Origin of the sequence: Pseudodesulfovibrio thermohalotolerans, from assembly GCF_021353295.2 — a bacterium.
GTDB lineage: Bacteria > Desulfobacterota > Desulfovibrionia > Desulfovibrionales > Desulfovibrionaceae > Pseudodesulfovibrio > Pseudodesulfovibrio thermohalotolerans.
Window position 1 is genome coordinate 3,794,477 of record NZ_CP120635.1, and the last position, 24,248, is coordinate 3,818,724.

General features: G+C 60.9%; 16 protein-coding genes and 3 pseudogenes. 13 read left to right on the forward strand and 6 right to left on the reverse strand.

What is annotated here, in order from left to right:
• Window positions 1-201: 201 nt before the first annotated feature.
• From LF599_RS17830 to LF599_RS17850, 5 genes are all read left to right on the forward strand, one after another.
• The gene (locus tag LF599_RS17830) at window positions 202-1,530 is read left to right on the forward strand and encodes an ATP-dependent 6-phosphofructokinase (RefSeq protein ID WP_279523121.1); all 1,329 of its coding nucleotides are present in this window, start codon (window positions 202-204) and stop codon (window positions 1,528-1,530) included.
• A gap of 110 nt (window positions 1,531-1,640) precedes the next feature.
• The gene (locus tag LF599_RS17835) at window positions 1,641-2,954 is read left to right on the forward strand and encodes a cytochrome ubiquinol oxidase subunit I (protein WP_269940376.1); all 1,314 of its coding nucleotides are present in this window, start codon (window positions 1,641-1,643) and stop codon (window positions 2,952-2,954) included.
• A gap of 25 nt (window positions 2,955-2,979) precedes the next feature.
• Window positions 2,980-4,029 (forward strand): cytochrome d ubiquinol oxidase subunit II, encoded by a 1,050-nt coding sequence (cydB, locus tag LF599_RS17840; protein WP_279521754.1) that lies wholly within the window; start codon window positions 2,980-2,982, stop codon window positions 4,027-4,029.
• Window positions 4,030-4,417: 388 nt separating this feature from the next.
• The gene (locus LF599_RS17845) at window positions 4,418-4,828 is read left to right on the forward strand and encodes a LexA family protein (protein ID WP_269940375.1); all 411 of its coding nucleotides are present in this window, start codon (window positions 4,418-4,420) and stop codon (window positions 4,826-4,828) included.
• Window positions 4,829-4,940: 112 nt separating this feature from the next.
• Window positions 4,941-5,600, forward strand: a complete 660-nt coding sequence (locus LF599_RS17850; protein ID WP_319023424.1) for a Y-family DNA polymerase — start codon at window positions 4,941-4,943, stop codon at window positions 5,598-5,600.
• Window positions 5,601-5,609: 9 nt separating this feature from the next.
• Here LF599_RS17850 and LF599_RS17855 read toward each other — a convergent pair.
• From LF599_RS17855 to LF599_RS17875, 5 genes and pseudogenes are all read right to left on the reverse strand, one after another.
• Window positions 5,610-6,268: pseudogene (locus LF599_RS17855) on the reverse strand (IS1595 family transposase).
• Window positions 6,269-6,461: 193 nt separating this feature from the next.
• On the reverse strand, window positions 6,462-8,363 hold the full coding sequence (locus LF599_RS17860; RefSeq protein WP_279521755.1) for a SurA N-terminal domain-containing protein: 1,902 nt from the start codon (window positions 8,361-8,363) through the stop codon (window positions 6,462-6,464).
• Window positions 8,364-8,429: 66 nt separating this feature from the next.
• Window positions 8,430-10,352, reverse strand: a complete 1,923-nt coding sequence (locus LF599_RS17865; RefSeq protein ID WP_279521756.1) for an aconitate hydratase — start codon at window positions 10,350-10,352, stop codon at window positions 8,430-8,432.
• A gap of 122 nt (window positions 10,353-10,474) precedes the next feature.
• Window positions 10,475-10,780 carry a hypothetical protein gene (locus LF599_RS17870; RefSeq protein ID WP_269940371.1) on the reverse strand — a complete coding sequence of 102 codons (306 nt, stop codon included), beginning with the start codon at window positions 10,778-10,780 and terminating at the stop codon, window positions 10,475-10,477.
• Window positions 10,749-12,536 carry a chorismate mutase gene (locus LF599_RS17875; protein WP_279521757.1) on the reverse strand — a complete coding sequence of 596 codons (1,788 nt, stop codon included), beginning with the start codon at window positions 12,534-12,536 and terminating at the stop codon, window positions 10,749-10,751. The genes LF599_RS17870 and LF599_RS17875 overlap by 32 nt, the downstream gene beginning before the upstream one ends.
• 235 nt (window positions 12,537-12,771) lie before the next feature.
• On the opposite strand from LF599_RS17875, the gene LF599_RS17880 reads away from it, so the two are divergent.
• Entirely contained in the window at window positions 12,772-13,209 is a 438-nt protein-coding gene (locus LF599_RS17880) for a glycine zipper domain-containing protein (protein ID WP_279521758.1), read from the forward strand.
• Between the two features lie 162 nt (window positions 13,210-13,371).
• Here the strand turns inward: LF599_RS17880 and sat are convergent, their stop codons facing one another.
• Window positions 13,372-14,658, reverse strand: coding sequence for a sulfate adenylyltransferase (sat, locus tag LF599_RS17885; RefSeq protein ID WP_269940368.1), 1,287 nt, complete (start codon window positions 14,656-14,658; stop codon window positions 13,372-13,374).
• Between the two features lie 610 nt (window positions 14,659-15,268).
• On the opposite strand from sat, the gene aprB reads away from it, so the two are divergent.
• The 7 genes and pseudogenes from aprB to LF599_RS18365 form a co-directional block, all read left to right on the forward strand.
• On the forward strand, window positions 15,269-15,769 hold the full coding sequence (aprB, locus tag LF599_RS17890) for an adenylyl-sulfate reductase subunit beta (RefSeq protein WP_269940367.1): 501 nt from the start codon (window positions 15,269-15,271) through the stop codon (window positions 15,767-15,769).
• A 66-nt stretch (window positions 15,770-15,835) separates the two neighbouring features.
• A complete protein-coding gene (aprA, locus tag LF599_RS17895) occupies window positions 15,836-17,833 on the forward strand; it encodes an adenylyl-sulfate reductase subunit alpha (protein WP_279521759.1) in 1,998 nt (665 codons plus the stop codon).
• A 156-nt stretch (window positions 17,834-17,989) separates the two neighbouring features.
• Window positions 17,990-19,231: pseudogene (locus LF599_RS17900) on the forward strand (CoB--CoM heterodisulfide reductase iron-sulfur subunit A family protein); the annotation flags it as partial.
• A gap of 3 nt (window positions 19,232-19,234) precedes the next feature.
• A complete protein-coding gene (locus LF599_RS17905; protein ID WP_269940366.1) occupies window positions 19,235-21,502 on the forward strand; it encodes an FAD-dependent oxidoreductase in 2,268 nt (755 codons plus the stop codon).
• A 10-nt stretch (window positions 21,503-21,512) separates the two neighbouring features.
• Window positions 21,513-22,784, forward strand: a complete 1,272-nt coding sequence (gene qmoC / locus LF599_RS17910) for a quinone-interacting membrane-bound oxidoreductase complex subunit QmoC (protein ID WP_269940365.1) — start codon at window positions 21,513-21,515, stop codon at window positions 22,782-22,784.
• A 50-nt stretch (window positions 22,785-22,834) separates the two neighbouring features.
• Complete coding sequence (locus LF599_RS17915; protein WP_279521760.1) at window positions 22,835-23,485, forward strand: hypothetical protein; 651 nt, start codon at window positions 22,835-22,837, stop codon at window positions 23,483-23,485.
• A gap of 628 nt (window positions 23,486-24,113) precedes the next feature.
• Window positions 24,114-24,242: pseudogene (locus tag LF599_RS18365) on the forward strand (helix-turn-helix domain-containing protein); the annotation flags it as partial.
• Window positions 24,243-24,248 lie beyond the last annotated feature (6 nt).

The window sequence follows — 24,248 nt, forward strand, 5'->3', positions numbered from 1 at the left end:
GATCATGGTTGCGAATTACAATAGATAGGAATTCGGCCACAAAGGTCAAGCCTTTGCGACTCCCCGCGCGGACGAGACCGCCGATCCCGTTATTTATTGTTATGGTACTGAGAAAAAACGCAGATACAGTTTGCCCACCCGGCAAAATCGTTATACTACGATAGGGCAATGGCCCACTGTAGAATCCGCGAGGTCGAGACCATGAAAGCATGTAATTCCGAGGGCGGCGCGCCCAAAACAACCGAAATTTCCACCGTCGGCGTCGCCAAGATAGCCAATCCCATCAAATTCGGCCGCTTTGTCGAAGAAGACAACGCCGTGCTGGTGAACATCACCCGCCGTAGCGTGGAAGGGACCGCCAAGAGCCGCAAAAAGCCCGAGCACATCTATTTCGAACCCGCCGGTCCCAGGGACAAGATATACTACGACCCGAGCAAGACCAAGTGCGCGATTGTCACCTGCGGCGGCCTGTGCCCCGGCCTGAACGACGTCATCCGGGCCATCGTCATGGCCGCCCACCACGAATACAAGGTCCCGTCCGTGCTCGGCATCCAGTACGGCCTGGCCGGATTCGTGCCCGAGCAGGGCTACGACGTCATCGAGCTGACCCCGGACTTCGTCTCGCGCATCCACGAGTTCGGCGGCACGGTGCTGGGCTCCTCGCGCGGACCCCAGGACCCCGAGGTCATCGTGGACGCGCTGGAGCGCATGAATGTCTCCATCCTTTTCATGATCGGCGGCGACGGGACCATGCGCGCGGCCTCCAAGGTAGTTGCCGAAATCGGGAAGCGCGGGTTGTCCATCTCCGTGGTCGGCCTGCCGAAGACCATCGACAACGACATCAACTACGTCTCCCCCTCCTTCGGCTTCGATACCTCGGTGGAAACCGCGGCCATGGCCATCAAGGGGGCGCACGTTGAGGCCACGGGCGCGCCATGGGGCATCGGCCTGGTCAAGGTCATGGGCCGCAGCGCGGGCTTCATCGCGGCCCAGAGCGCCCTGTCCTGCCAGGAGGTGAATTTCTGCCTCATCCCCGAGGAGCCGTTCGACATCCACGGCGAAAACGGTTTCCTGGCGGCCCTGGACGGTCGCATGAAACAGCGCGGCAACGCGGTCATCGTGGTTGCGGAGGGCGCCGGGCAGGACCTGCTGGAGGCAACCGGCAAGGAAGACGCCTCGGGCAACGTCCAGTTGAGCGACATCGCTTCCCTGCTCAAGAAGGAAATCCACGAACATTTCGCGAAACAGGGTATCGAGACGACGCTCAAGTACATCGACCCGAGCTACATCATTCGTTCGGTCCCGGCCAACGCCAACGACCGCATCTACTGCTCGTTCCTGGGCATCCACGCCGTGCATGCGGGCATGTCCGGCCGAACCGGCCTGGTCATCTCGCGCTGGAACGGCCGCTACGTGCACATTCCCATGAGCGTGGTCATCAAGGGCAAGAAGAGCATCAACACCTGTTCGAACTACTGGCGGGCCGTGCTCGAATCCACGGGACAGCCCGTTTCCATGAAAAACGGTTAATGTGAACAATAATTATTCTTGATTTGTTCAGTTGACGGTTGTATGCATCTTTGAATGTTGATAATTATCGGTTCGAGGTATGACCTGGCAATATCCACAAGGGGGTTTGTATGGATGTGCTGATGCTTTCACGGTTGCAATTCGCCGCAGCCACCATGTTTCACTTCATTTTCGTGCCGCTGACGTTGGGACTGTCCGTCCTCATCGCGTGCATGGAAACGGCCTATGTGCGCACCGGCAACGAGACGTACAGGAAAATGGCCAAATTCTGGGGAAAACTCTTCCTGGTGAACTTCGCATTGGGCGTGGTCACCGGCATCACTCTGGAATTCCAGTTCGGAACCAACTGGTCCCGATACTCCGCCTACGTGGGCGACATCTTCGGCTCGCTGCTGGCCATCGAGGCCACCGCCGCGTTCTTCCTTGAGTCCACCTTCATCGGCGTCTGGCACTTCGGCTGGGACAAGCTCTCGCCCAAGGCCCACGCCATCGTGGCCTGGCTCGTTGCGGGCGCGTCCAACCTGTCCGCCATCTGGATTCTCATCGCCAACGGCTTCATGCAGAATCCCGTGGGCTACACCCTGCGCAACGGACGGGCCGAGTTGACCGACTTCTTCGCGGTCATCACCAACAAGTACGCGTGGCTCGAATTCTTCCATGTGATCCCGGCTTCCCTGCTCCTGGCCGGCTTCTTCATCGTCGGCATCTCCGCGTGGCACCTGATGCGCAAGAGCCACACCGACTTCTTCCAGAAATCCTTCAACATTGGTATCAGCGTGGCCCTGGTCTTCGCCCTGTTCACCGCGGCCGAAGGCCACATCCACGGCAACAACCTGTCCGACACACAGCCCGCCAAGCTGGCGGCCATGGAATCCCATTGGGAAACCCAACGGCAGGCGCCCATGTATCTCCTGCTCATCCCGGGCGAGGACGGCAACGTGTTCGAAGCCCTGCCCCTGCCCGGCGTGCTAAGTTTCCTGGCCTACAACGACTTCAACGCCGAAGTGACGGGACTGAGCGACATTCCCAAGGAAGACCGGCCGCCCGTGGTCCTGTCCTTCCTCTCCTTCCGGCTGATGGTCGGCCTGGGCACCCTGTTCATCATGGTTGCCGCCTTCGGCTTCCTGATGCGCAACAGGCTGGACAAGTTCCCGATGTTCCTCAAGGTCCTGCCCTACTGCATCCCGCTGCCCTACCTCGCGATTTGGGCCGGTTGGACCCTCACCGAGGTAGGCCGCCAGCCGTGGATCGTGTACGGGCTCATGCGCACCTCGGACGCGGTCTCTCCGGTGGGTACCGCCGAAGTCGGGTTCACACTCGTGCTCATGACCCTGCTCTACGCCCTGCTCGGCGCAATCGGCATCTGGCTGATGGTCAAGCTGGCCAAGAAGGGTCCCGAGGACCACTCGCCCATCCAGGTCTAACTTCAGCGAATAAAGGAGAAAATCTATGGAAACTTTGATGGAAACCGGTTCGCTGCACTATTACCTGGCGATGATCTGGTTCATCCTCTGGGGCGTGCTCTGGGCCGTCTACTTCATCCTCGACGGCTTCGACCTGGGCGTGGGCACCCTGATGCCCTTTCTGGCCCGGACCGAAACCGAGAAACGGGCCATTCTGAACTCCACCGGCCCCTTCTGGGACGGCAACGAGGTGTGGCTCATCGCGGCCGGCGGCGTGACCTTCGCCGCCTTCCCCTACGCCTACGCGCAAATGTTCAGCGGCCTGTACCTGGCGCTCATGCTGCTCCTCTTTACCCTGATCGTGCGCGGCGTGTCCTTCGAGTTCCGCTCCAAGGTGGAAAGCCCCGCCTGGAAGAAAATATGGGACACCGCCCACGCGCTGTGCTCCTTCCTGCCCGCCCTGCTCCTGGGCGTGGCCTTCGGAAACATCTTCCAGGGCATCCCGCTCGACGAGACCGGGTTCTCCCAGGCCGGCCTGCTCGGCCTGCTCAACCCCTACGGTATCTCGGGCGGCATCCTGTTCGTGACCATCTTCATGATGCACGGGGCGTTGTGGCTGTGCATCCGGACCACCGGCGAGCTCAAGCAGCGCGCTGAAAACATGGCCACCAAGCTGTGGCCCGGCGTGGTCATCCTGACCGTCCTGTTCCTGGCCTACACCGCCGTGTCCACGCAGTTGTTCAGCAACTATATGGTCTACCCGGTGCTCTTCGTCATCCTGCTGCTCCCCGTGGCCGGACTGGTGCTCATGCGCACCTACCTCGGCGCGGGCCGATACTGGATGGCCTGGGCCTCCAGTTGCCTGTACATCGGCGGCACGGCCCTGTTCGGCGTGATCGGCATCTTCCCGGCCATCATCCCGTCCAACCCCAATCCGGCCAACAGCCTGACCATCATGAATTCCGCGTCCAGCCCCCTGACGCTCCAAATCATGCTCGGCGTGGCCGTTGTCTTCGTGCCCCTCGTCATCGGCTACCAGTTCTGGGTCTACAAGCACTTCGCCACGGCCATGACCGAGGACGACCTGCACTACTAGGAAGCACCCCTTCCCCGACCGAAAGACCGCCCGGTCCGGCAACCCGCCGGACCGGGCTTTTTCGCGTCCGCCTCCGGCCCCTCTTCCGCGAACTCATTCATCTTGAAAACGGATAGGGAAGCCGCCTTCGGCGGAATGGACGGAAGACTTCGCCTCCGGCGGCCAAAGGGGCGAGCCCCCTTTGGAAACCCTCTGTCGCCGTCGGCGAAGGACTTCCTCCAACCAAAGCCGCAGGGGCTCGGCTTTTCGCTTCTCTTCCCAAGCGGTGGAAACCTTCTCGCGTTTTTTAGCCTCTTTTTGTTTTGTCAAGATTGACATTTTGTTTATTTTTGTCGAAAATGTTTTATCTAGATCAACACAAAGGGTTTTCACATGGCTTCTTGTCTCTATGCGGACCTTCCGGCCGGAAGTTGGGTCAGGTCGGTGGCCCGGCCGGATTTCGGTTCCCGCCGGATTCCCGTCGCCCGCCGAGGAATATCTGGAAAAACGGCTGGACCTGAACGAACACCTGGTGGCGCGGCCGGAGGCGACCTACTTCGTGCGCGTTTCCGGCGACTCCATGATCGGCGCGGGCATCCACCACGGCGACCTCCTGGTGGTGGACCGCTCGGTGGACCCCAGAACCGGCAACGTAATCATAGCCCTCGTTGACGGCGAATTCACGGTGAAACAACTGCGTCGGACGCCGCTGGGCCTGGAGCTTGCCCCGGAGAACCCGGAATACACGGCCATTCCCCTCACCGACGACACGGACTTCCTCGTGTGGGGCGTGGTCCTCCATGTGGTGCACAAGGTATAACAACCATCAGAGGAAGAGCCCGCAGCCGGACTGTCCCGGTTTCGCGGCAAAGACCGGCGGGGAGGGCGGCAGCGCCACCGCAAACCCAAAAAACCAAAGGCCGGGACATTTCATGCCCAAAAGCTACGCCCTGATCGACTGCAACAATTTCTACGCGTCCTGCGAGCGGGCGTTCCGGCCGGAGATGGCTGAACGGCCCGTGGTGGTTCTGCCAAACAACGACGGCTGCGTGATCGCGCGGTCAGGAGAGGCGAAAGCCCTGGGCATCGCCATGGGCACGCCGTACTTCAAGTGCCGGAGAATGCTCGAACGGAACGGAGTGGCGGTGTTTTCCTCCAACTACGCGCTGTACGGCGACATGTCGGCGCGGGTGATGCGAATTCTGTCGCGGTTCTGCCCGGAAGTGGAGGTCTATTCCATCGATGAGGCGTTCTACGACCTGACCGGCGTGCCGGGCGGGGCAACGACGTATGCGCGCCGGTTGCGGGCCACGGTGCTGGCCTGGACCGGCATCCCGGTTTCCGTGGGCATTGCCCGGACAAAGACCCTGGCCAAGCTCGCCAACCGGTTCGCCAAGGAACAGGCGCGGAGCCGGGGCGTGTTCGACCTCGACGCCAGCCCGGCCCCGGACCGCGTGTTCGGATGGACCGACATCGGCGACGTGTGGGGCATCGGCCCCCGGCACGCCAAACGGCTGCGGGCCATGGGTGTGGACAATGCCCTCAAGTTCCGGGACCTGAAACGGGACTGGGGGCAAAAAAAGAGGGGCTGACATAGATAACTATGCTGTGTTGTGACTTTTTATCCATTTTTTCAGGGTAGATAGCTGTTCTTTTGGAGAGCCGTAATTAAACCTGAATTCGCACTCTTTCAAATACAACCAAAAATGATCTCGAGGTATGCCATTGTATTTCCTCAAGTGACGCTTGGCTTGATTCCAAAAGTTCTCGATGCCATTGATGTGGTTGTGACCATCGACATACTTCTTCAAGTGATTAATTCGATAGTGTTTAAATGCAGATACATCGAGTACCTTGTAAGACGACACCCCATCCGTATACACAACGCTATCTGGATGCACTTGGGAGTCGATGATTTCCTTCAAGGTCTTTGATTTTGTGTTGGGCAAAATTTGCGCATGGACTCTTCCATTGCGCTTAAGGACACCAAACACGGCGACCTTTCCCGCAGCACCTCGGCCACGAATGCCGCGCCTGTAACCTCCAAAATAGCTTTCATCCACTTCGACCTCACCGGAAAACATATCCACTGAGGGCGTCTGCTCTGCTATAATATTCCGTAACCTAAGGTAAAAGCTTATAGCAGTGTTGCGGTTAACGCCGACCAACTTACTGGCAGTTCGGGCTGGGGTACCAGCAACGAAATGCTCAATGAGTCGACCGGAAGTGCGCCAGATAAACGCGATCTCTTAAACCTCATGGTTTCCCCTAATACGGAGAGAGATCTCTATGTCAGCCCCAAAAGTTTAGGAGAGTCCAGAGAACCCTTTTCAAAGGGTTCTCTGGCGGGGCCCGGGGCAGCGCCCTGCCTTCTTCCCGACACCCGGTCGAGATCCAAAAAAAAGGGCTGCTCAATGCGAGCAGCCCTTTTGTGTCGGTAATCCGAAGCCTTGCTATTGCAGGATATCGGGCCTGGCGATGTCGACCTTGGCGTTCTTGCTGAGGTCGTCCATGAAGGCGGCGAGGGTTTCGCTGCGGTAGTTCTGGCTCGCCTGGTCCATCCAGAATTGCTTCTGTTCCTTCCAGGTCTTGTCCGGGGACGGGATGCGCTCGTTGAGGCGGGCCACGACGGCGCCGCCGTTGGGCATGGTGTAGACGAGCTTGAGCCAGTTGTCGCCCTTGGCCTCGAAGGCTCCCTTGGCCAGCGGTTGGCTCTGGCCTAGCTCGGCGATGTTGCCCTGGCGGTTGAAGGGCTTGCTGGTCTTGATGCGCGAGGCGTATTTCGCGGCGGCGGCCTTGGCGTTGGGGCCGGTCAGCTCGGCGAGGATCTTTTCGGCCTCTTTCTGTGCCAGCTCCGCGCCCTTGCGGCTCTTGAGGGTGTCGATGATGGTCGGGCGGACCAGGTCGAGGGCCATGACAGAAGCCGGGATGTCCTCGATCTTTTCCACGAGCATGTAGCCGCCGTTGATGGACACGGGGCTCTTGTACGCTTCGCCCGGGGCGAGGTCTGCCACCGCCTTGGCGGCGTCGGCGGACATGCCGAAGGTCTGGGCCAGGAACTGCGCGGGCATGGGATCGGTGGCGACGGCCTCGATGCCGAGCTCGGCGGCGATGTCGTTCAGGCTCATGCCGGAGACGAGCCGGTCGGTGGCCTGATCGAGCAGTTCGTTGACCTTGTCGGAACCCTTTTCCTGGGCCAGACGGGTCTTGATCTCGTCCTTGGCCTCTTCAAGGGTCTTGGTGGTCCCTTCCTTTTTGTCCTCGACCTTGATGATGTGCCAGCCGAAGCGGGTCTGGACCGGCTTGGAGACGTCGCCCTTGCCCAGGGCGAAGGCCGCGTCCTCGAACGCCGGAACCATGGAACCCTTGCCGAACCAGCCCAGGTCGCCGCCATTGGAGGCGCTGGGGCCGTCGGAGTTGTCCACGGCGAGCTTGGCGAAGTCCGCGCCAGCCTTGGCTTCCTCGTAAATCTTGTCGATGCGCGCCTTGGCCTTTTCCTTGTCGGCGTCGGAGTCGGAGCTCTTGACCGCGACCAGGATGTGGCGGGCGTGGATTTGTTCGGGCTCCTGCAGGGAGTCCTTGTTGGCTTCGAAGTAGGCCTTGATCTCATCGTCGGTGACGGTCTGGAATCTGGCCAGGTTCTCCGGGGTGAAGGTGAGGGTCCGCAGCGAGGTCTGGGCCGGGATTTTGAAGCGGTCCTGGTTCTCGTCGTAGTAGGCCTTCACTTCGGCCGCGTCGACATGCACCTGATTACGGAAGTCGACGGGCAGGGTCTCGATGTAGTCGATGCGCACCTGCTCGGCGATCCAGTCGAAGAGCTGGCGGGCCTGGGCCTCGGATACGTCGGCCGAGGCGGCCACGGCGTCCTTGACCTTCTGCATGGTCAGATCGCGGCGGTAGCTCTTTTCGAACTCGGCCGGGGTCATGCGGATTTCCCTGAGTGCCGCCTGGTAGCGGTCGTTGCTGAATACGCCCTTGGCGTCCTTGAAGGCGGGCACGGCGGCGATGCCGGCGGCCACTTCCTTGTCGGAAGCGCGGATGCCGAGCTTCTCGGCCTCGCCGAGGAGCAGCTTCTGGCTTATGAGTTCGCCAAGGACCATCTGCTTGAATTCGGGCGACCGAAGCTGCCCGGCGGGCAGATCGGGATTCGAACGGCGGAGGTTTTCCGATGCGCGCATGAACATCGATTCGTATTCGGCCCTGGATATGGCCTGCCCGTTGACCGTGGCCACGGTCGGGTCGCCCGAGTTGTCCAGCCCGGACATGCCGAAGGCGAAGACGAAGACGATGATGATGATGGCGAAGAGTATCTTGACGATCCAGCCGGACGCGTTTTCGCGCATTATTTCTAACATTTTTGCTCCGATAGCTATGATGAACGGGGTGTCTCCCCCATATGGGGAGACACCGTCGTGCCGGTCTTAGGACTTGCCCTCCCGAACGGCGTTCAGGAGACCACCTGCCTGGATAATCTGTAGTTCCTTTTCGGTCAAATCATTTGTGACCGCAACGGTTGCGCCGGAACCGGAGACCATGTTCACGGTTCCGCCGGGGGTGATTTCCGAGGCCGGGATGGTCAGGTCGGCTCCTTCGTCCATGCGGTCGTAGTCTGCGGGGTCGACCAGAAGCAGGGGCAGGATGCCGAAGTTGATGAGGTTGGCGCGGTGGATGCGGGCCAGGGACTTGACCACGACGGCCTTGACGCCCAGGTGGCGAGGGCCCAGGGCCGCATGTTCGCGGCTGGAGCCCTGTCCGTAGTTCTCGCCGCCCAGGATGATGCCCTTGCCGTGTTCCTTCATGCGGCCCACGAATCCTTCGTCCACGCGGGAGAAGATGTACTGGCTGATGGCCGGAATGTTGGAGCGTAGCGCGGTGATCTGCGCGCCAGCGGGCAGGATATGGTCGGTGGTGATGTTGTCGTCGACCTTGAGCAGAATCTTGGCTTCAATGGTCTCGGGCAGCTTGTCGAAGTCTTCCAGGGCCACGATGTTGGGGCCGCGCAGGACTTCGACGGACGAGCCGTCCTCGGGCGGGAAGACGAACAGGCCGCGGATGGACGGGACGTCCTCCGGCAGGGCGACGCGCTCGGGCGCGGGGCCCCAGGTGGCCGGGTCGGTGAATTCGCCGTCCAGGGCGAGACGGGCCGCGGTCTGGGCGGAGACCAGGAATATCTGGCCGTCCTGGGTGCCGGAGCGGCCCTCGAAGTTGCGGTTGAAGGTGCGCACGGACACGCCTGCCGACACCGGGGAGCCGCCCATGCCGATGCACGGGCCGCAGGAACATTCGAGCAGGCGCGCGCCCGCATCCAGCAGCGGTTCGATGAGCCCTTCGCGGGCGAGCATCTTCATGACTTGCTTGGAGCCGGGGGAGATGAGCAGATCGGTCTCGGGCGGGGTCATTCTGCCGCTCAGAATCTGGGCGGTGTTCTTGAGGTCCGAGTAGGACGAGTTGGTGCAGGAGCCGATGGCTACCTGATCGATCTTCTTGCCCGCCAATTCCTTTACCTTGCACACCTGGTCCGGCATGTGCGGCTGGGCCACCATGGGCTCCAGCTCGGACAGGTTGATCTCGACGACCTCGTCGTATTCTGCGTCCGGGTCGGCCACGAGTTCGATCCAGTCGTGGGCGCGGCCCATCTTGGTCAGGAAGTCGCGGGTGGTCTCGTCGGACGGGAAGATGGAAGTGGTCGCGCCCAGTTCGGCGCCCATGTTGGTGATGGTCGCGCGGTCGGGCACGGACAGGGAGGCCACGCCGGGACCGGCGTATTCGAAGACCTTGCCCACGCCGCCCTTGACGGTCAGGCGGCGCAGCAGTTCGAGAATGACGTCCTTGCCCTGGGCCCAGCCGGTCAGTTCGCCGGTCAGCTCGACCTTGACCACCTTGGGCATGGGGATGAAGTACGGTTCGCCCGCCATGGCCAGCGCCACGGAGAGGCCGCCCGCGCCCATGGCCATGGCTCCGATGCCGCCCGCGGTGGGGGTGTGGGAGTCCGAGCCGATGAGGGTCGCGCCGGGCTTGGCGAAGTTTTCCAGGTGCAACTGGTGGCAGATGCCGGTGCCGGCGGGCGAGAATACCGCGCCGGACTTGGCGGCCACGGTGCGCAGGAAACGATGGTCGTCGGGGTTGCGGAAGCCCATCTGCAGGGTGTTGTGGTCAACGTAGCTCACGGACAGGTCCGTGCGGACCCTGCCGATGCCGATGGCCTCGTATTGCAGCCATGCCATGGTGCCGGTGGCGTCCTGAGTCAGGGTCTGGTCTATGCGCAGGCCCACCTCTTCGCCGGGAACCATGTTGCCGGAAACGAGGTGCTTCTCGATGATCTTGCGGGTGATGTTCTTGCCCATGCTCTCTCTCCTGGAATACGGGGGTCTCTCTCTCGATGCCGTCCGGGTGCGGTCGTTCCGGATTATTATCCTCCAGGCCGCGCCCCGGACAGGGTGGTCCTTGTCGTAAAATGAAGCGGGGCTCAGAAAAGGAAGCCGTTCTTGAGGCCCTCGGAGGGCTCCAGCTCCTCGATACCGAGCTTGATCCTGTTTATCTTGTTGGTGCGGAACTGGATCTCCACGTCGAGGCGCAGCTTTTTCTGCTGCATTTGGAAGATTTCCTCGTGGCGGTATACGCCCTTGGCCGGATCTTCCTCTTCGCGAAGCCGCCGTACGGCCTGTTTTGTCTTTTCCAGGTCCAGACTCAGTTCCGCCACCTCCGCCTCAAGGACGTTGACGTCATCGCTGAGCCGTTTCTCACCGGATTTTGATTCTTCTTCTTGTGTCATCCTTCTTCTCGCGTTCCGGTTTGGGTTTCATCTTGCCCGTGGGCAGGGAGTTATAGAAGTTCCAGAACTCGGGCCAGGTGGCGGTCACCTCGCCGTGGTTTTCGAGGACGATGCCGGGCACGGCGAAGGAGGCCAGGGCGCAGCCCATGGACCAGATCGGGTCGGGGCTGAACCAGGTGCCGTCCCAGCGCGGATTGCCGGATTTGAGCTCGATGACGTCGCCGTCGATTTCGTAGCTCGCGCCCATGCGGTCCAGAAGCTCGATGGCCACGTCGTTGTTCGCGCCGGACAGGCGGGCGTGGCCCGCCTTGAGCGCCAGGGCCAGGGCCATGGGCATGAAGTCGGAGGATGCGCCCAAGGTGATGGCCGGGGCTTCGGGCAGTTCGCCTTCCATGGAGGCCACCACGTTCTCGGTGGCCTTGTCGATGCGCAGGCCGAGCGCCTTGAGCTGCTCCAGCACCCGTTCGGCCTGTTCGCCGGCGGGCCATGCGCCCTCCACGTTTATCCGGCCGCCGCACAGCAGGGGCAGGGCCAGGAGCATGGCGTTCAGGGGTACGGAAAGGGGCAGTTGCGGCTTCGGGTCGATGGACGGGACGCCGTCGGACACGGTTACGGAATCCTTGCCGAGCTTGGCCTTGATGCCGCAGGCGTCGAGCACGGATACGGCTTCGGCCACGCGGTCGCGGGCCTCGGAGGTGAGCCCCTTGATGGTCAGTCCGCCGGGATAGGACCAGGCGGCCAGGGTCAGGGCGGCTGCGAAATCAGGGTCGATGAAGCCGGGCAGGCTCACTTCCGCGTCCATGGCTCCGCCGCACTCCAGGCGGACCGGCAGGCCCGGGTTGTTCGGGTTCATGGGTACGACCCGCGCGCCCAGGGACGGCAGCACCTTGTTCAGCGACGAGGCGTCCAGGAGTTGCAGGGAGGGCTTGCCCGTGAACTTGCACCGCCCGGCGTGGCCCAGGGCCAGGCAGAGCAGCATATAGAAATTGAACTTGTCTTCGCCCACAAAGGCCATGCTGCCTTCGAACTGGAGGGTCCGGCCGCCGTCGTTGCGGATGAAGTCATCGTCCCAATGGATGGGCGCGCCCACCTGCTTGAGGGCCTTGGCCAGGTCCTTGTTCGGGGCGTTCATGGTCACCGGGGCCAGGGTGACGGAGGCTCCCGCGCTCGCGGCCATGGCCAGCATCATGCGGGTGAAGCGGAACGAGCGGGGGCCGGTGATGCCCGCCGAGATGGGTTCCACGCGCGGGGCGAGCTTGTAGCCTTCGCCCTCGAACTTCTTGCGCGCGTCGGCCAGGGAGAACTGGTTGAGCAGGGTGAAAAGCTGCTTGGACAGCTTGGCGTCGAGGCCGAGACGGCCGGATGCCCTGTCGAAGGAGCCGCGCAGCAGCTTCTCCAGCTTGGGGTCGACCAGGGACTTCTGGCGGGATTTGCGCCATGCCCCTTCCTTGCGGATGAGGAACGCGCGTTTTTCCAGCAGATGCAGGATCTGGTCGTCGATGTCGGAAATATCGTTGTAGCGGCGGCCGGTGACCTCGTCGGACTTGGACGGGCCGTCTTCGTCTCGGGCGGGCGCTTCCGGCCTGCGGCCGAAGAAATCGCGGTCGTTGCGCTTGTTGAACTTGCGCGGGCCGCGGCGTTCGTCGCGTCGCGGTCGGTTCATGTCTTTGCGGGGGGATTCGTTTGCGGCGCCCTGTTCGGCGTCCTTGCGGGGACGGTCCTCGAAGGGACCGTCATCTTTGCGGATCTTGATCATCGTCTTTCCGTCTTCCTTATTTGTGATATGGTTCCCTGTGAAAGGGAAAGGCTTCTCTAGCCTGAAAACGCGCGATTTGCAAGGCCCGGCGCGCTGTCCGCCCCGATGGGAGGGCGTCGCATCCGTGCTGGACATGACGCGGCGCAACAGGCAGATTGTATAGAGTCGGTTCTCTATTTCGGACCCGGACCGGCGCGATCATGCGAAACACCGTAATTCTCTGGAGGTTGAAACCATGAAGAAAGTTTTGATAGCCGCGTTGATGGCCTGCTTTCTGGCCGCCGGATACGGCTGCGCCACCAAGGCCCAGCAGGGCGCGGCCGTTGGCGGCCTGGCTGGCGCGACCATCGGCTCGCTGACGTTCAAGGACAAGCTCCTCGGGGCGGTCGTTGGAGCGGGCGTGGGCACGCTGTTCGGCTATATCGTGGGCAATGAATGGGACAAGTACGACGAGGCGCAGGTCCAGAAGACCCTGGAGACCGGCAGGTCCAACCAGGCCAGCGTCTGGACCAATCCCGACACCGGGGCGAACTACTCGGCGACCCCGAGTCCTCCCTATGTGGCGGAAAACAAGGTCTACCGCGATGTGTATATCAAGGACGAAAAGGATGGCGACACGATCATGGCCAAGGCCTGGCGCGACGATGACGGAGTCTGGCATCTGAAGCAGTAGCCGTCCGAGATAAATGGACAACGAACAGGGGCTGCCCACGGGGCGGCCCTTTTTTTCGCGTGGAACCGACGCGGCCCCGCGCCATTGGCCGAAAAAGAGGGGGGCCGGCGGAAACCGACCCCCCCTGAACGGCCGGCATAACCGGCCCGCTTATGTATCAGATTACTTCATGTCCTGACCGGAAGCGGCCTTCTGCATCTTGACCTCGACCTTTTCGGTGAGGTTCTCGTAGTAGTCGCGGAGGATGACCAGGACTTCGTCACGGCCAAAGTGATCCGGAACCTCGGCGCCTTCGGACAGTGCCTTGCGGAGCTTGGTGCCGGACAGGATGACGCGGTCTTCCTTGGTGTGCGGGCAGGTGCGCATGGAGGCCATGCCGTCGCACTTGTAGCAGTAGAAGGTCCAGTCGATGTTCATCGGCTGGCAAAGCAGGGCCTTGCCGGGTTCGGGGCAGGCTTCGTTGACGTAGGGGATCTTCTTGAAGATGTCCTGGGCCTCGAACAGGCCGTAGAAGTCGCCGACGCCGGCATGGTCGCGGCCGATGAGCATGTTGTTGATGCCGTAGTTCTGGCGGAAGGTGGCGTGCATCAGGCCTTCACGCGGACCTGCGTAACGCATGTCGAGCGGGTAACCGGCGTTGATGACGTTCTCGGGCACGAAGTAGTTGTCGATCAGGGTCTGGATGCACTTGATGCGGACTTCACCCGGGATGTCGCCCGGCTTCAGGTTGCCGATGAGGGAGTGGATGACCACGCCGTCGCAAACTTCGATGGCGATCTTGGCCAGGAATTCATGGGAGCGGTGCATGGGGTTGCGCAGCTGCAGGGCGGCAACCTTGGACCAACCGCGCTTTTCCATCTCGGCGCGAATCTGAGCGGGGGTCTGGTAGACGCCCGGGTAACGCTTGGCGTAGTCGCCCTCGGACAGGACCTTGACGGGACCGGCCAGGTTGTACTTGCCCTGAGCCATGACCATCTGGACGCCGGGGTGGTCTTCCATGGCGACTTCCCAGAACTTGTCGTCAGCGGAATCTTCGCCGTGGCCCTTGTAGACCAACTCGCATTCCCACTTCTTGTCGGCTTCGGTCATCTCGTACTTTTCTTCGATCTTCATGGTCGCGTAGACCACGCCGTCCTTGGCCTTCAGGGCCACTTCGTCACCGACTTTGACGTCTTCGTCGTCAGTGTCGAGAGTGATGGGGATGGGCCAGAAGGTTCCATCGGCCATCAGGAACTTTTCGCAGACGCCGGCCCAGTCAGCCTTCTTCATGAAGCCGTTCAGCGGAGAGAAGCCGCCGATGCCCATCATGATCAGGTCGCCCTTGGCGCGATCGGAAATATCGAGGGTCTTCAGGCCTTCGGCTTTTTTGATTTCAGCTTCGAGCTCTGCGCCTTCGAGCAGACAGCAAACGAGACCTTTTCCACCGTGGGGTGCTACGAGGTTAGACATTTAAGCCTCCTAAGTTTTTAGTCAGTGATTCCATAGCCTTCATTCATGGCGTGCCGCCTTGGCCGCTTGCAAGACCATGAGTAATTCCCATTTAGAGGGTCCGCCTTTATTGGCTGTTTGTGAAAGTCGTGTCAAGCTGTTTTTTCTGCCCGTACTGCAACAATTTGCCGCCGGAAGGGGGTTGAGGACGCCGGGTAGACCTTCTCGGGAAAAAGTCTAGAAAAAATGGGTTTTTTCTCCGTATTTTTCTCCTGTTATTTCAGCATGTTGATTTGTCGCTATAATATTACCGGATAAATTTAAAAAAGGCTTGCAATTCTTTGTTTGTTTAAACTAAAAACGGTAAGGGTTTCAATAGTCGTTTTTTTGCGGCCCGCTTTGCGCTGGCGGTACGTGTGAATGCTTGCCGGGCGGGCGTTTCCCGGCAACAAGTCCAAACCCCGAGCTTTGGTGACATTATACGCTTGTTCAAAAATTCACTTTCACGTTGACAAGGGTGTTGCGTCTTGCTACTCCCAAATTCCGCCCGGTTAAAAAGGGCGTCGATTTTCGTTTAGGTAGAGGATGTCGGTTATCATGAATAATAAAACCCTATTTAGGAGGAGAAGTTATGCCGACCTTTGTTAACCCGGAAAAATGTGACGGCTGCAAGGGTGGCGAAAAGACCGCTTGCATGTACATTTGCCCTAACGATCTGATGATCCTGGATCCCGCCGAAATGAAGGCCTACAACCAGGAACCGTCCGCTTGCTGGGAATGTTACTCCTGCGTGAAAATTTGCCCCCAGGGCGCTATTGAAGCCCGTCCGTACGCCGACTTCGCCCCTATGGGTGGTACCTCCATCCCGATGCGTTCCGCTGAAGACATCATGTGGACCATCAAATTCCGTAATGGCAGCGTGAAGCGCTTCAAGTTCCCCATCCGCACCACTGCTGAAGGTTCCATCAAGCCCTTCGACGGCAAGCCCGAACCTGGCGATCTGGACTCCGAGCTCCTGTTCACCGAGACCGCGCTGGTTGATCCGAAGACCGCCGTCATGGAAGAGGCCTCCGTCACTGACGCCGACCTGAAGAAAGAGTGGAAGCTGGAAGACTACGCCAGCCTGGTCTAGTCCCGGTTTGCGAGATCTTGTCTAATTTAGACTACTTGAATCACTTCAAATATTAGGAGAAAAACTATGCCTCTGCTTCCTATCAAAGAAGCCTCCAAGGGTGTTGCTCTCGCCGAGCCGGAAATCATCGAACAGCACGTTGATATCCTGTTGGTCGGCGGCGGCATGGGTTGCTGCGGTGCCGCCTTCGAGGCCGTCCGCTGGGCCGACAAAGTAGATCCTTCCCTGTCGATCATGCTTTGCGACAAGGCCGCTCTGGAGCGTTCCGGCGCTGTTGCTCAGGGCCTGTCCGCCATCAACACCTACTGCGGTGAGAACGATGTCGACGATTACGTCCGCATGGTCCGCACCGACCTCATGGGCATCGTCCGCGAAGACCTGATCTTCGACCTGGGCCGTCACGTTGACGACTCCGTCCACCTGTTTGAAGAATGGGGCCTCCCCGTTTGGGTCAAGAAAGACGGCAAGAACCTCGACGGCGCCAAAGCCAAGGCCGAAGGCCTCGCCATCCGCGACGGCGCTGCTCCGGTCCGTTCCGGCCGCTGGCAGATCATGATCAACGGTGAGTCCTACAAGTGCATCGTCGCCGAGGCCGCGAAGAACGCCCTGGGCGAGGACCGCTACGTCGAGCGTGTCTTCATCGTTAAGATGCTCCTGGACGCCAACGAGCCCAACCGCATCGCCGGTGCCGTCGGCTTCTCCACCCGTGAAAACAAAGTTTACGTCTACACCTGCAACGCCGCTGTCGTGGCTTGCGGCGGCGCCGTCAACGTCTACCGCCCCCGCTCCACCGGTGAGGGCATGGGCCGCGCCTGGTACCCGGTCTGGAACGCTGGTTCCACCTACACCATGTGTGCTCAGGTCGGCGCTGAAATGACCATGATGGAAAACCGCTTCGTCCCCGCCCGCTTCAAGGACGGTTACGGCCCGGTCGGCGCTTGGTTCCTGCTCTTCAAGGCCAAAGCCACCAACTACAAGGGTGAGGACTACTGCGAGACCAACCGCGCCATGCTGAAGCCTTACGAGGATCGCGGCTACGCCAAGGGTCACATCATCCCCACCTGCCTGCGTAACCACATGATGCTCCGTGAAATGCGTGAAGGCCGCGGCCCGATCTTCATGGACACCAAGACCGCCCTGCTGAACACCGTCAACGGCGACCTGTCCGGTCCCGAGTGGAAGCACCTCGAGTCCGAGGCTTGGGAAGACTTCCTCGACATGTGCGTCGGCCAGGCCAACCTGTGGGCCGCCACCAACTGCGCTCCCGAGGATCGCGGTTCCGAGATCATGCCCACCGAGCCGTACCTCCTGGGCTCCCACTCCGGTTGCTGCGGCATCTGGGTTTCCGGTCCGGACGAGGCTTGGGTTCCCGAGTCCTACAAGGTCAAGGCCGACAACGGCAAAGTGTACAACCGTATGACCTCCGTCAACGGCCTGTTCACCTGCGCTGACGGCGTTGGCGCCTCCGGCCACAAGTTCTCCTCCGGTTCCCACGCTGAAGGCCGCATCGTCGGTAAGCAGCTGGTGCGCTGGTGCGTGGACCACAAGGACTTCAAGCCCGCGCTGAAGGAAACCGCCGCCGACATGGCCAAGGAAATCTACCAGCCCTGGTACACCTACGAAGAGAACAAGACCGGTTCCACCGATCCCGTCGTGAACCCGGCCTACATCACCCCGCACAACTTCATGATGCGCCTCATCAAGTGCACCGATGAATACGGCGGTGGCGTTGGTACTCTGTACATGACCTCCAAGGCTCTGCTGAACACCGGCTTCTGGCTGCTCGGCATGATGGAAGAAGACTCCAAGAAGCTCGCCGCTCGCGACCTGCACGAGCTGATGCGCTGCTGGGAGCAGTTCCACCGCCTGTGGACCGTCCGCCTGCACATGCAGCACATCGAGTTCCGCGAAGAATCCCGTTACCCGGGCTTCTACTACCGCGGCGACTTCATGGGCCTGGATGACTCCAAGTGGAAGTGCTTCTGTAACTCCACTTACGATCCCGCCACTGGCGTGACCACCGTCTTCAAGAAGCCCTACGTCAAGATCATCCCCGACGCCTAAGCTTAGGTAATGATCACCCCGAGAGCGCGGGTCCCCGGACCCGCGCTCTCTTAAGAATCCGGGGCTAAAATGGTCTGAATCCGGGCCGGGAAAACCGCTCCCGGTCCGGGTTTAGGCCATTTTGTGGCTTGAGCCTAACTTTATTCGGGAGGAGTTAAGAGAATGTCGAATAATAGTATTCTCGTAGTAGGCGGAGGGTTCGCAGGAATCACCGCCGCCCTCGAAGCCGCCGAAATCGGCTACGAGGTGTACATCGTTGAAACCAATCCCTACCTGGGCGGACGGGTAGCGCAGCTGAATCAGTATTTCCCCAAGCTGTGCCCTCCTTCCTGTGGTCTTGAGATTCAGTTCCAGCGCATAAAAAATAACCCCAACGTCAAGGTCATCACCATGGCCGACGTCACGTCCGTTTCCGGCTCGGCCGGCAACTACGACGTGCAGATCACGCAGCGGCCCCGCTACGTGAACGAAAAATGTACCGCCTGCGGCGATTGCGAGAAGGCCACCAAAAGCATGGTCAGCTCGGAGTTCGATTTCGGCACCGGGACCCGCGGCCTGGCGTACAAGACCCATCCTTTCATGTTCCCCATGCGTTACGTCGTGGACGCCGAGAACGCGTCCGAGACCGAGCTGGCCGCCATCAAGAACGCCTGCCCGTATGACGCCGTCGATCTCGACGACGCGCCCAAGACCATCGACCTGGCCGTCGGCGCCATCGTCGTGGCCACCGGCTGGAAGCCTTATGACGTCGCCAACCTGACCAACCTGGGCGGGGGCAAGCTGAAGAACGTTGTCACCAACATGCAGTTCGAGCGTATGTGCGCTCCCAACGGCCCGACCGTCGGCAAGATCAAGCGTCCCTCCGATGGAGCCGAGCCGCAGAAGATCGCCTTCGTGCAGTGTGCCGGTTCCCGTGACCAGAATCACCTGAACTACTGTTCGTACATTTGCTGCATGGCTTCCCTCAAGCACGTCCGCTATGTCCGGGAGCGTTCCGACGCGAGCGCAACGATCTACTACATCGACCTGCGCACCCCCGGCCGCTACGACAAGTTCAAGACCCTCACCGAGGCTGACGACAAGCTTAGCCTGGTCAAGGGCAAGGTGGCCGCCATTGTCGAAGACCGCGACGGCAACCCCATCGTCACCGTGGAAAACGCGCTGACCGGCATCAAGACCGACGAAAAGTACGACATGGTAGTGCTCGCCACCGGTATGCAGCCCAGCTGCGCCGGACTGCGCGTCCCGGCCGGATCGATCGACGGTGACGGTTTTGTCATCGACGGCGAGGGCATCATCGCCGCCGGTTGCGCCAAGCAGCCGCTCGACGTCATGAAGACCGCCCAGTCCGGCACCGCTGCCGCGATGAAGGCGATTCAAACCGTGGTAGGGAGGTAACCAATGGCTGAAAAGCTTGGAGTATATATTTGTGGAGGCTGCGACATCGGGGCCAATCTCGATGTCGAAGGACTGGCTCAGTTCTGCGCCAACGGCAAACACTCCTCCGCCGTTGTCGCGGCCAAGTCCAATCCGGTGCTGTGCAGCCCCGAGGGCAAGGCCATGATTGAGGCCGACATAGCTGAACACGGACTGGACGGCGTGGTCTGCTGCGCCTGTTCGCCCCGCGCCAAGTGGGACGTGTTCAAGTTCGGCGACGCCGTTCAGGTGGAGCGCGTCAACCTGCGCGAACACTGCGTCTGGTCCTACGAGGAAGATCCGAAGTTCCCCGGCCAGATGGAAGTCATCGCCAAAGACTATTGCAATATGGGAGTCACCAAGCTGATAAACAGCCGGATTCCCCAGCCCGAACTGCCCGACGCCTACAAGACCGTGCTGGTCGTCGGCGGCGGTTTCACCGGCCTGAACGCGGCGCTCAACGCCGCCAGCCTGGGGTACGAGGTGGTTCTGGTCGAGAAGGCCGACAAGCTGGGCGGCAAGGCCGCGACCATGTACAAGTCCTTCCCGCTGGGCGCACCTTATTCCCAGCGCGAGCAGCAGATTCATATCGATGAACTGATCGCCAAGGTCGAGAGCAACGACAAGATATCCGTCATCACCGGTGCCACCCTGGATTCCCTGGCCGGCGCTCCGGCCCAGTACAAGGCCACCATCGCCGGCAAGGAATACGAGATCGGCGCGGTCGTCATGGCCACCGGCTGGGTTCCCGGCAAGGGCGAGTTCCTGGCTCCGCTCGGTTACGGCTCCATCAAGAACGTGGTCACCGCCGCCGAGTTCGAGGCCATGGCCGCCAACGGCGGCATCAAGACCGCCGACGGCCGGACCCCGTCCTCCGTGGCCTTCATCGTGGACACCTCCCTGCTGACCAAGGATGTCTCCTACGGTCCCTGCGGCGAAGCCTGCGAGGAAGAGCTGCCCTGCGACGAGAACACCGATGAGGGCGCTTGCGAAGACTTCGTCTACGAAGACAAGGAATCCGCCAAGCACCTGGCATACTCTTCCGAGCTGACCTCCCTGGTGGCGTTGAAGCACGCCAACTACGTTCGCGAGCTCGCCCCCGACGCCGTGGCCTACGTGATCTACGATCACATGATGGTTCCCGGCATCAACGAGAAATACTACCAGGCCGCTCAGGACGATCCGGGTGTCATGCTGACCAAGGGCACCGTCACCGGAGTCGCCGAGGCCGGTTCCGCCGTGATCGTCAAGGCCAAAGACACCTTGATCGGCCAGGACGTCGAGCTGGTTGCCGACATGGTCGTGGTTCCCACCGCCATCGTCCCGACCACCGCCGCCAACCCGACCATGAACTTCGTCTACCGGCAGGGCCCGGCCTTCCCGGACCTCGAACTGTTCGACGGATTCGCGGATTCCAACTACATCTGCTTCCCGTATGAAACCCGCCGCACGGGCGTCTATGCCGCCGGTTGCGTGCGCCAGCCCATGGGATTGGGCCTCGCTGCCGAGGATGCGGCCGGTGCCGCCCTCAAGGCGATCCAATGCATCGAGTCCGCCAACCGCGGCGTGTCCGTGCATCCCCGGTCCGGCGACCTGAGCTTCCCCGAGTTCAACTTCACCCGCTGCACTCAGTGTAAGCGTTGCACCGAGGAATGCCCCTTCGGCGCGCTGGACGACGACGAGAAGGGCACTCCGATGCCCAACCCGACCCGTTGCCGCCGTTGCGGTACCTGCATGGGTGCCTGCCCGGAACGCGTCATCAGCTTCGCCAACTACGGCATCAGCCAGATCGGCCAGGCCATCAAGGAAGTGAAGGTTCCCGACACCCTGGACGAGGGCGGTCCCCGCATCATCGTTCTGGCCTGCGAGAACGACGCCTACCCGGCCCTGGATATGGCTGCCATGCGCGGCAAGTCCTGGTCCCCGTATGTTCGTTTCCTGCCTGTGCGCTGCCTCGGCTCGGTCAACGCCATCTGGGTCGCCGACGCCATGTCCAAGGGTATTGACGGCGTGATGTTGCTTGGCTGCAAGTACGGCGACGACTACCAGTGCCACTTCGTCAAGGGTTCCGAACTGTGCAACCGCCGCAAGGAGAACATCGCCGAGTCCCTGGGACGCCTCGGTGTCGAGCCTGAACGCGTCGAACAGTACGAGATCTCCATCGACATGTACGACAAGGTACCTGAACTGATCGACGAGTTCGTCAACAACATCACCACCAACTTCGGCCCCAACCCGTTCAAGGGTTACTAGGAGGTACGGCATGTCAAATACCGTCAAGGTACAACCGGACCTTAAGTTCGTAAAAGAGTTGCAGGCAGTAGGCGGCGACTCTCTGAAGAAGTGCTACCAGTGCGCCACCTGCTCGGTGGTCTGTCCCCTGTCCCCCGCCGACAGCCCGTATCCCCGCAAGGAGATGGTCTGGGCCCAGTGGGGTCTCAAGGACCGCCTGGTCAATGATATCGACATCTGGCTGTGTCACAACTGCGGCACCTGCTCCGACCTGTGCCCCCGCGGCGCCAAGCCGGGCGACCTGTTGTCCGCTCTGCGCAACATGGCCTATCGCAACCTGGCTCCGCTGCCGATCATCGGCAAATTGATGTCCAGCTCCAGCGGCATCCTGCCTCTGGCGGCCGTTCCGGCGATCATCTACGGAATCATCTGGATCATCATGGCCAGCGTCACCGGCTCCATGTTCCCCACCTTCGAGTGGGACGCGGCCAACCACGCATGGAAAGCCGTTGAGGACGGCGCGGTCGTCTTCGGCGGCCTGTTCCCCGGCGACTACACCATCGACCCGATCTTCATCCTGGTCTCCCTGTTCATGCTCTGGGGCTTCTACGCGGGCGTCCGGAACATGCTCAAGGCCTTCGATTCGCAGCCCAAGACCTTTATCGTGGGCCGCAAGGATGAGCCGAGCTTCATCGCTTGCCTGATCGACACCGTCAAATACGAGATCCTTCAGCATACCCAGTTCCTGGATTGCAGTGACGAGGAATCCGACGAACTCGACGTGCGGCGCGCCATCGGCCACCGCGGTCTCATGTTCGGCTTCATCGCGCTCATGATCGTCACCGGCGTCGTCGCCGGCGGCCATTGGGGCGGCTGGTTCTTCCGCCAGATCGGCATGGAAGGCCTGGGCGACATCCTGGCCTCCATCGGCCATACGCCGATGCCGCTGTGGTCCCCGATCAAGCTCCTGGCCTTCGTCGGTGCCGGACTCGGCATCTACGGCCTCATCGCCGTGACCAAGCGCCGGGTGAACCTGGACCAGGCCAAGCAGTCCTCCAGTTGGTATGACTGGTACCTGCTGGCCCTGATCTGGACCATCTTCCTGACTGGTATCGGTGCTCTGGTGTTCCGCCTCCTGGGCGTGGGCCTGCTGGCCTACCCGATTTACTACGTGCATCTGATCGGCGTGTTCATGATGCTCGCGTACCTGCCGTGGTCCAAGCTGGGCCACCTGGTCTACCGTACCGTGGCCCTGTCCTATGCCAAGAAGATTGGCCGCATCCCCATGGGCGCCGACAAATAGTCGCCTGGGTGAACATAAAAAAGAAGCTTACTTAGTTAAGGAGGCATCAAATGGCTGAAGCTAAGGTATTCCCCATGAACGCTTTCGTGTCTGTTCTGCGCGGCGAGGCCGCCGACCAGACTCAGCTCGATATGCTGGCTTACATCACCCAGGCTGAAACTCTGGACGCCGACGTCGCCCCCGTGGCGCAGGCTTTGTCCAAGGCCTGGATTTATGAACAGGAACCCGGCCTGACCTCTTACGCCGAAGGCGACATCTCCAAGCTCGGCAGCCAGGTCAAGATCGAGGCTCTGCCCGAGGCCGAGGCTGTTCGCGCCAAGGCCGTCCTGGACATCCTGGCCGGTCTGAAGGAAGAGAACGCCGCTCTCAAGGCCCAGGTCGCGACGCTGGAAGCCGAGAAAAAGGAACTGGCCGACAAGATCGGTCCCATGGAAGCCAAGATCAAGACCATCGACGCGCAGAACGCCGCCGGTGAGCAGAAGGTTTCCGTGGCCTCCAACAAGCTCGATGAGATGACCAAGAAGCTCAACGACCTCATGGCCGAAGTGGAAAAGGTCAAGAGCCAGGGCGTCGTGGTCGCCGGTGTTGCCGGTGAAGCTGGTGCCGCCGAGGAAGGCGGCATGGCCGCAGGACCCGAGGTCGGCGGCGAGCCCGAGGCTGATTTCGGTCTTGGCGGAGACGCGTTCGGCGGCGACTGGTAGTCCCGGACCATCCGACGAAAAAACAAGACCCCGCGCGATTTCGCGCGGGGTCTTTTTTTGCGCCGTCGATCCGGGAGCGGCAGCTTGGGATAGCGGGCCGTCTGCACATTTTTCGACCCACTTTCCCAAGCCTCGATACGTCGAGAGCCGCTGTTTGGGGGCTGCGCTCCCAAAGACGCTCCAGACGGCTGAACGGCCCGTTAGGTTGGTTTTGTTTCTTAGAATCAATGAGTTCAGGGGAAGGAGCGGGCATCGGCTCGAATTGTGTTCCCAGGTGTGTCAAAAATCGCTGTTCGGTGGTTCAGGCCTTCAAAAATGATCCAGACGGCTGAAATCCCGGTCCTGATTTTCTTTGATGAGGCGGAAGAGGGCAAGCTATGGGCTGATGGCTTGCGGAATCCCATATCGAAACGAAAAACCCGAAATGCAACGTCCGCCGAAGGCGGCAGAAAAATTTGGGAAAAGGAGAGGATAGGGGGCTAGGGGAAGGGAGGGAAAGAAGGTTCATTCCGGGTACATAGGTAACACATTAGTCCGGGAACATGGGTAACACTTTGGGCATGGAAGCCTGGAGGTGCACATGCCCTGGAAAGAGGTGAAACCTATGGATGCGAGATGGAATTTTGTCATGGAGGCGATCCTGCGGGGTGAGCCTATGGTGTCCCTGTGCCGGAAGTATGGAATCATCCGGAAGACGGGATACAAGTGGCTGAACAGATACTATAAATACGGAGCGCACGGGTTCTGCGGGCTGAGCCGAGGG

What these genes read in the sequence shown, in the direction of transcription:
- LF599_RS17830 (WP_279523121.1), top strand. Translation starts at nt 202, where the DNA reads ATGAAAGCATGTAATTCCGAGGGCGGCGCGCCCAAAACAACCGAAATT.
- LF599_RS17835 (WP_269940376.1), top strand. Translation starts at nt 1,641, where the DNA reads ATGGATGTGCTGATGCTTTCACGGTTGCAATTCGCCGCAGCCACCATG.
- cydB (WP_279521754.1), top strand. Translation starts at nt 2,980, where the DNA reads ATGGAAACTTTGATGGAAACCGGTTCGCTGCACTATTACCTGGCGATG.
- LF599_RS17845 (WP_269940375.1), top strand. Translation starts at nt 4,418, where the DNA reads ATGCGGACCTTCCGGCCGGAAGTTGGGTCAGGTCGGTGGCCCGGCCGG.
- LF599_RS17850 (WP_319023424.1), top strand. Translation starts at nt 4,941, where the DNA reads ATGCCCAAAAGCTACGCCCTGATCGACTGCAACAATTTCTACGCGTCC.
- LF599_RS17860 (WP_279521755.1), bottom strand. Translation starts at nt 8,363, where the DNA reads ATGTTAGAAATAATGCGCGAAAACGCGTCCGGCTGGATCGTCAAGATA.
- LF599_RS17865 (WP_279521756.1), bottom strand. Translation starts at nt 10,352, where the DNA reads ATGGGCAAGAACATCACCCGCAAGATCATCGAGAAGCACCTCGTTTCC.
- LF599_RS17870 (WP_269940371.1), bottom strand. Translation starts at nt 10,780, where the DNA reads ATGACACAAGAAGAAGAATCAAAATCCGGTGAGAAACGGCTCAGCGAT.
- LF599_RS17875 (WP_279521757.1), bottom strand. Translation starts at nt 12,536, where the DNA reads ATGATCAAGATCCGCAAAGATGACGGTCCCTTCGAGGACCGTCCCCGC.
- LF599_RS17880 (WP_279521758.1), top strand. Translation starts at nt 12,772, where the DNA reads ATGAAGAAAGTTTTGATAGCCGCGTTGATGGCCTGCTTTCTGGCCGCC.
- sat (WP_269940368.1), bottom strand. Translation starts at nt 14,658, where the DNA reads ATGTCTAACCTCGTAGCACCCCACGGTGGAAAAGGTCTCGTTTGCTGT.
- aprB (WP_269940367.1), top strand. Translation starts at nt 15,269, where the DNA reads ATGCCGACCTTTGTTAACCCGGAAAAATGTGACGGCTGCAAGGGTGGC.
- aprA (WP_279521759.1), top strand. Translation starts at nt 15,836, where the DNA reads ATGCCTCTGCTTCCTATCAAAGAAGCCTCCAAGGGTGTTGCTCTCGCC.
- LF599_RS17905 (WP_269940366.1), top strand. Translation starts at nt 19,235, where the DNA reads ATGGCTGAAAAGCTTGGAGTATATATTTGTGGAGGCTGCGACATCGGG.
- qmoC (WP_269940365.1), top strand. Translation starts at nt 21,513, where the DNA reads ATGTCAAATACCGTCAAGGTACAACCGGACCTTAAGTTCGTAAAAGAG.
- LF599_RS17915 (WP_279521760.1), top strand. Translation starts at nt 22,835, where the DNA reads ATGGCTGAAGCTAAGGTATTCCCCATGAACGCTTTCGTGTCTGTTCTG.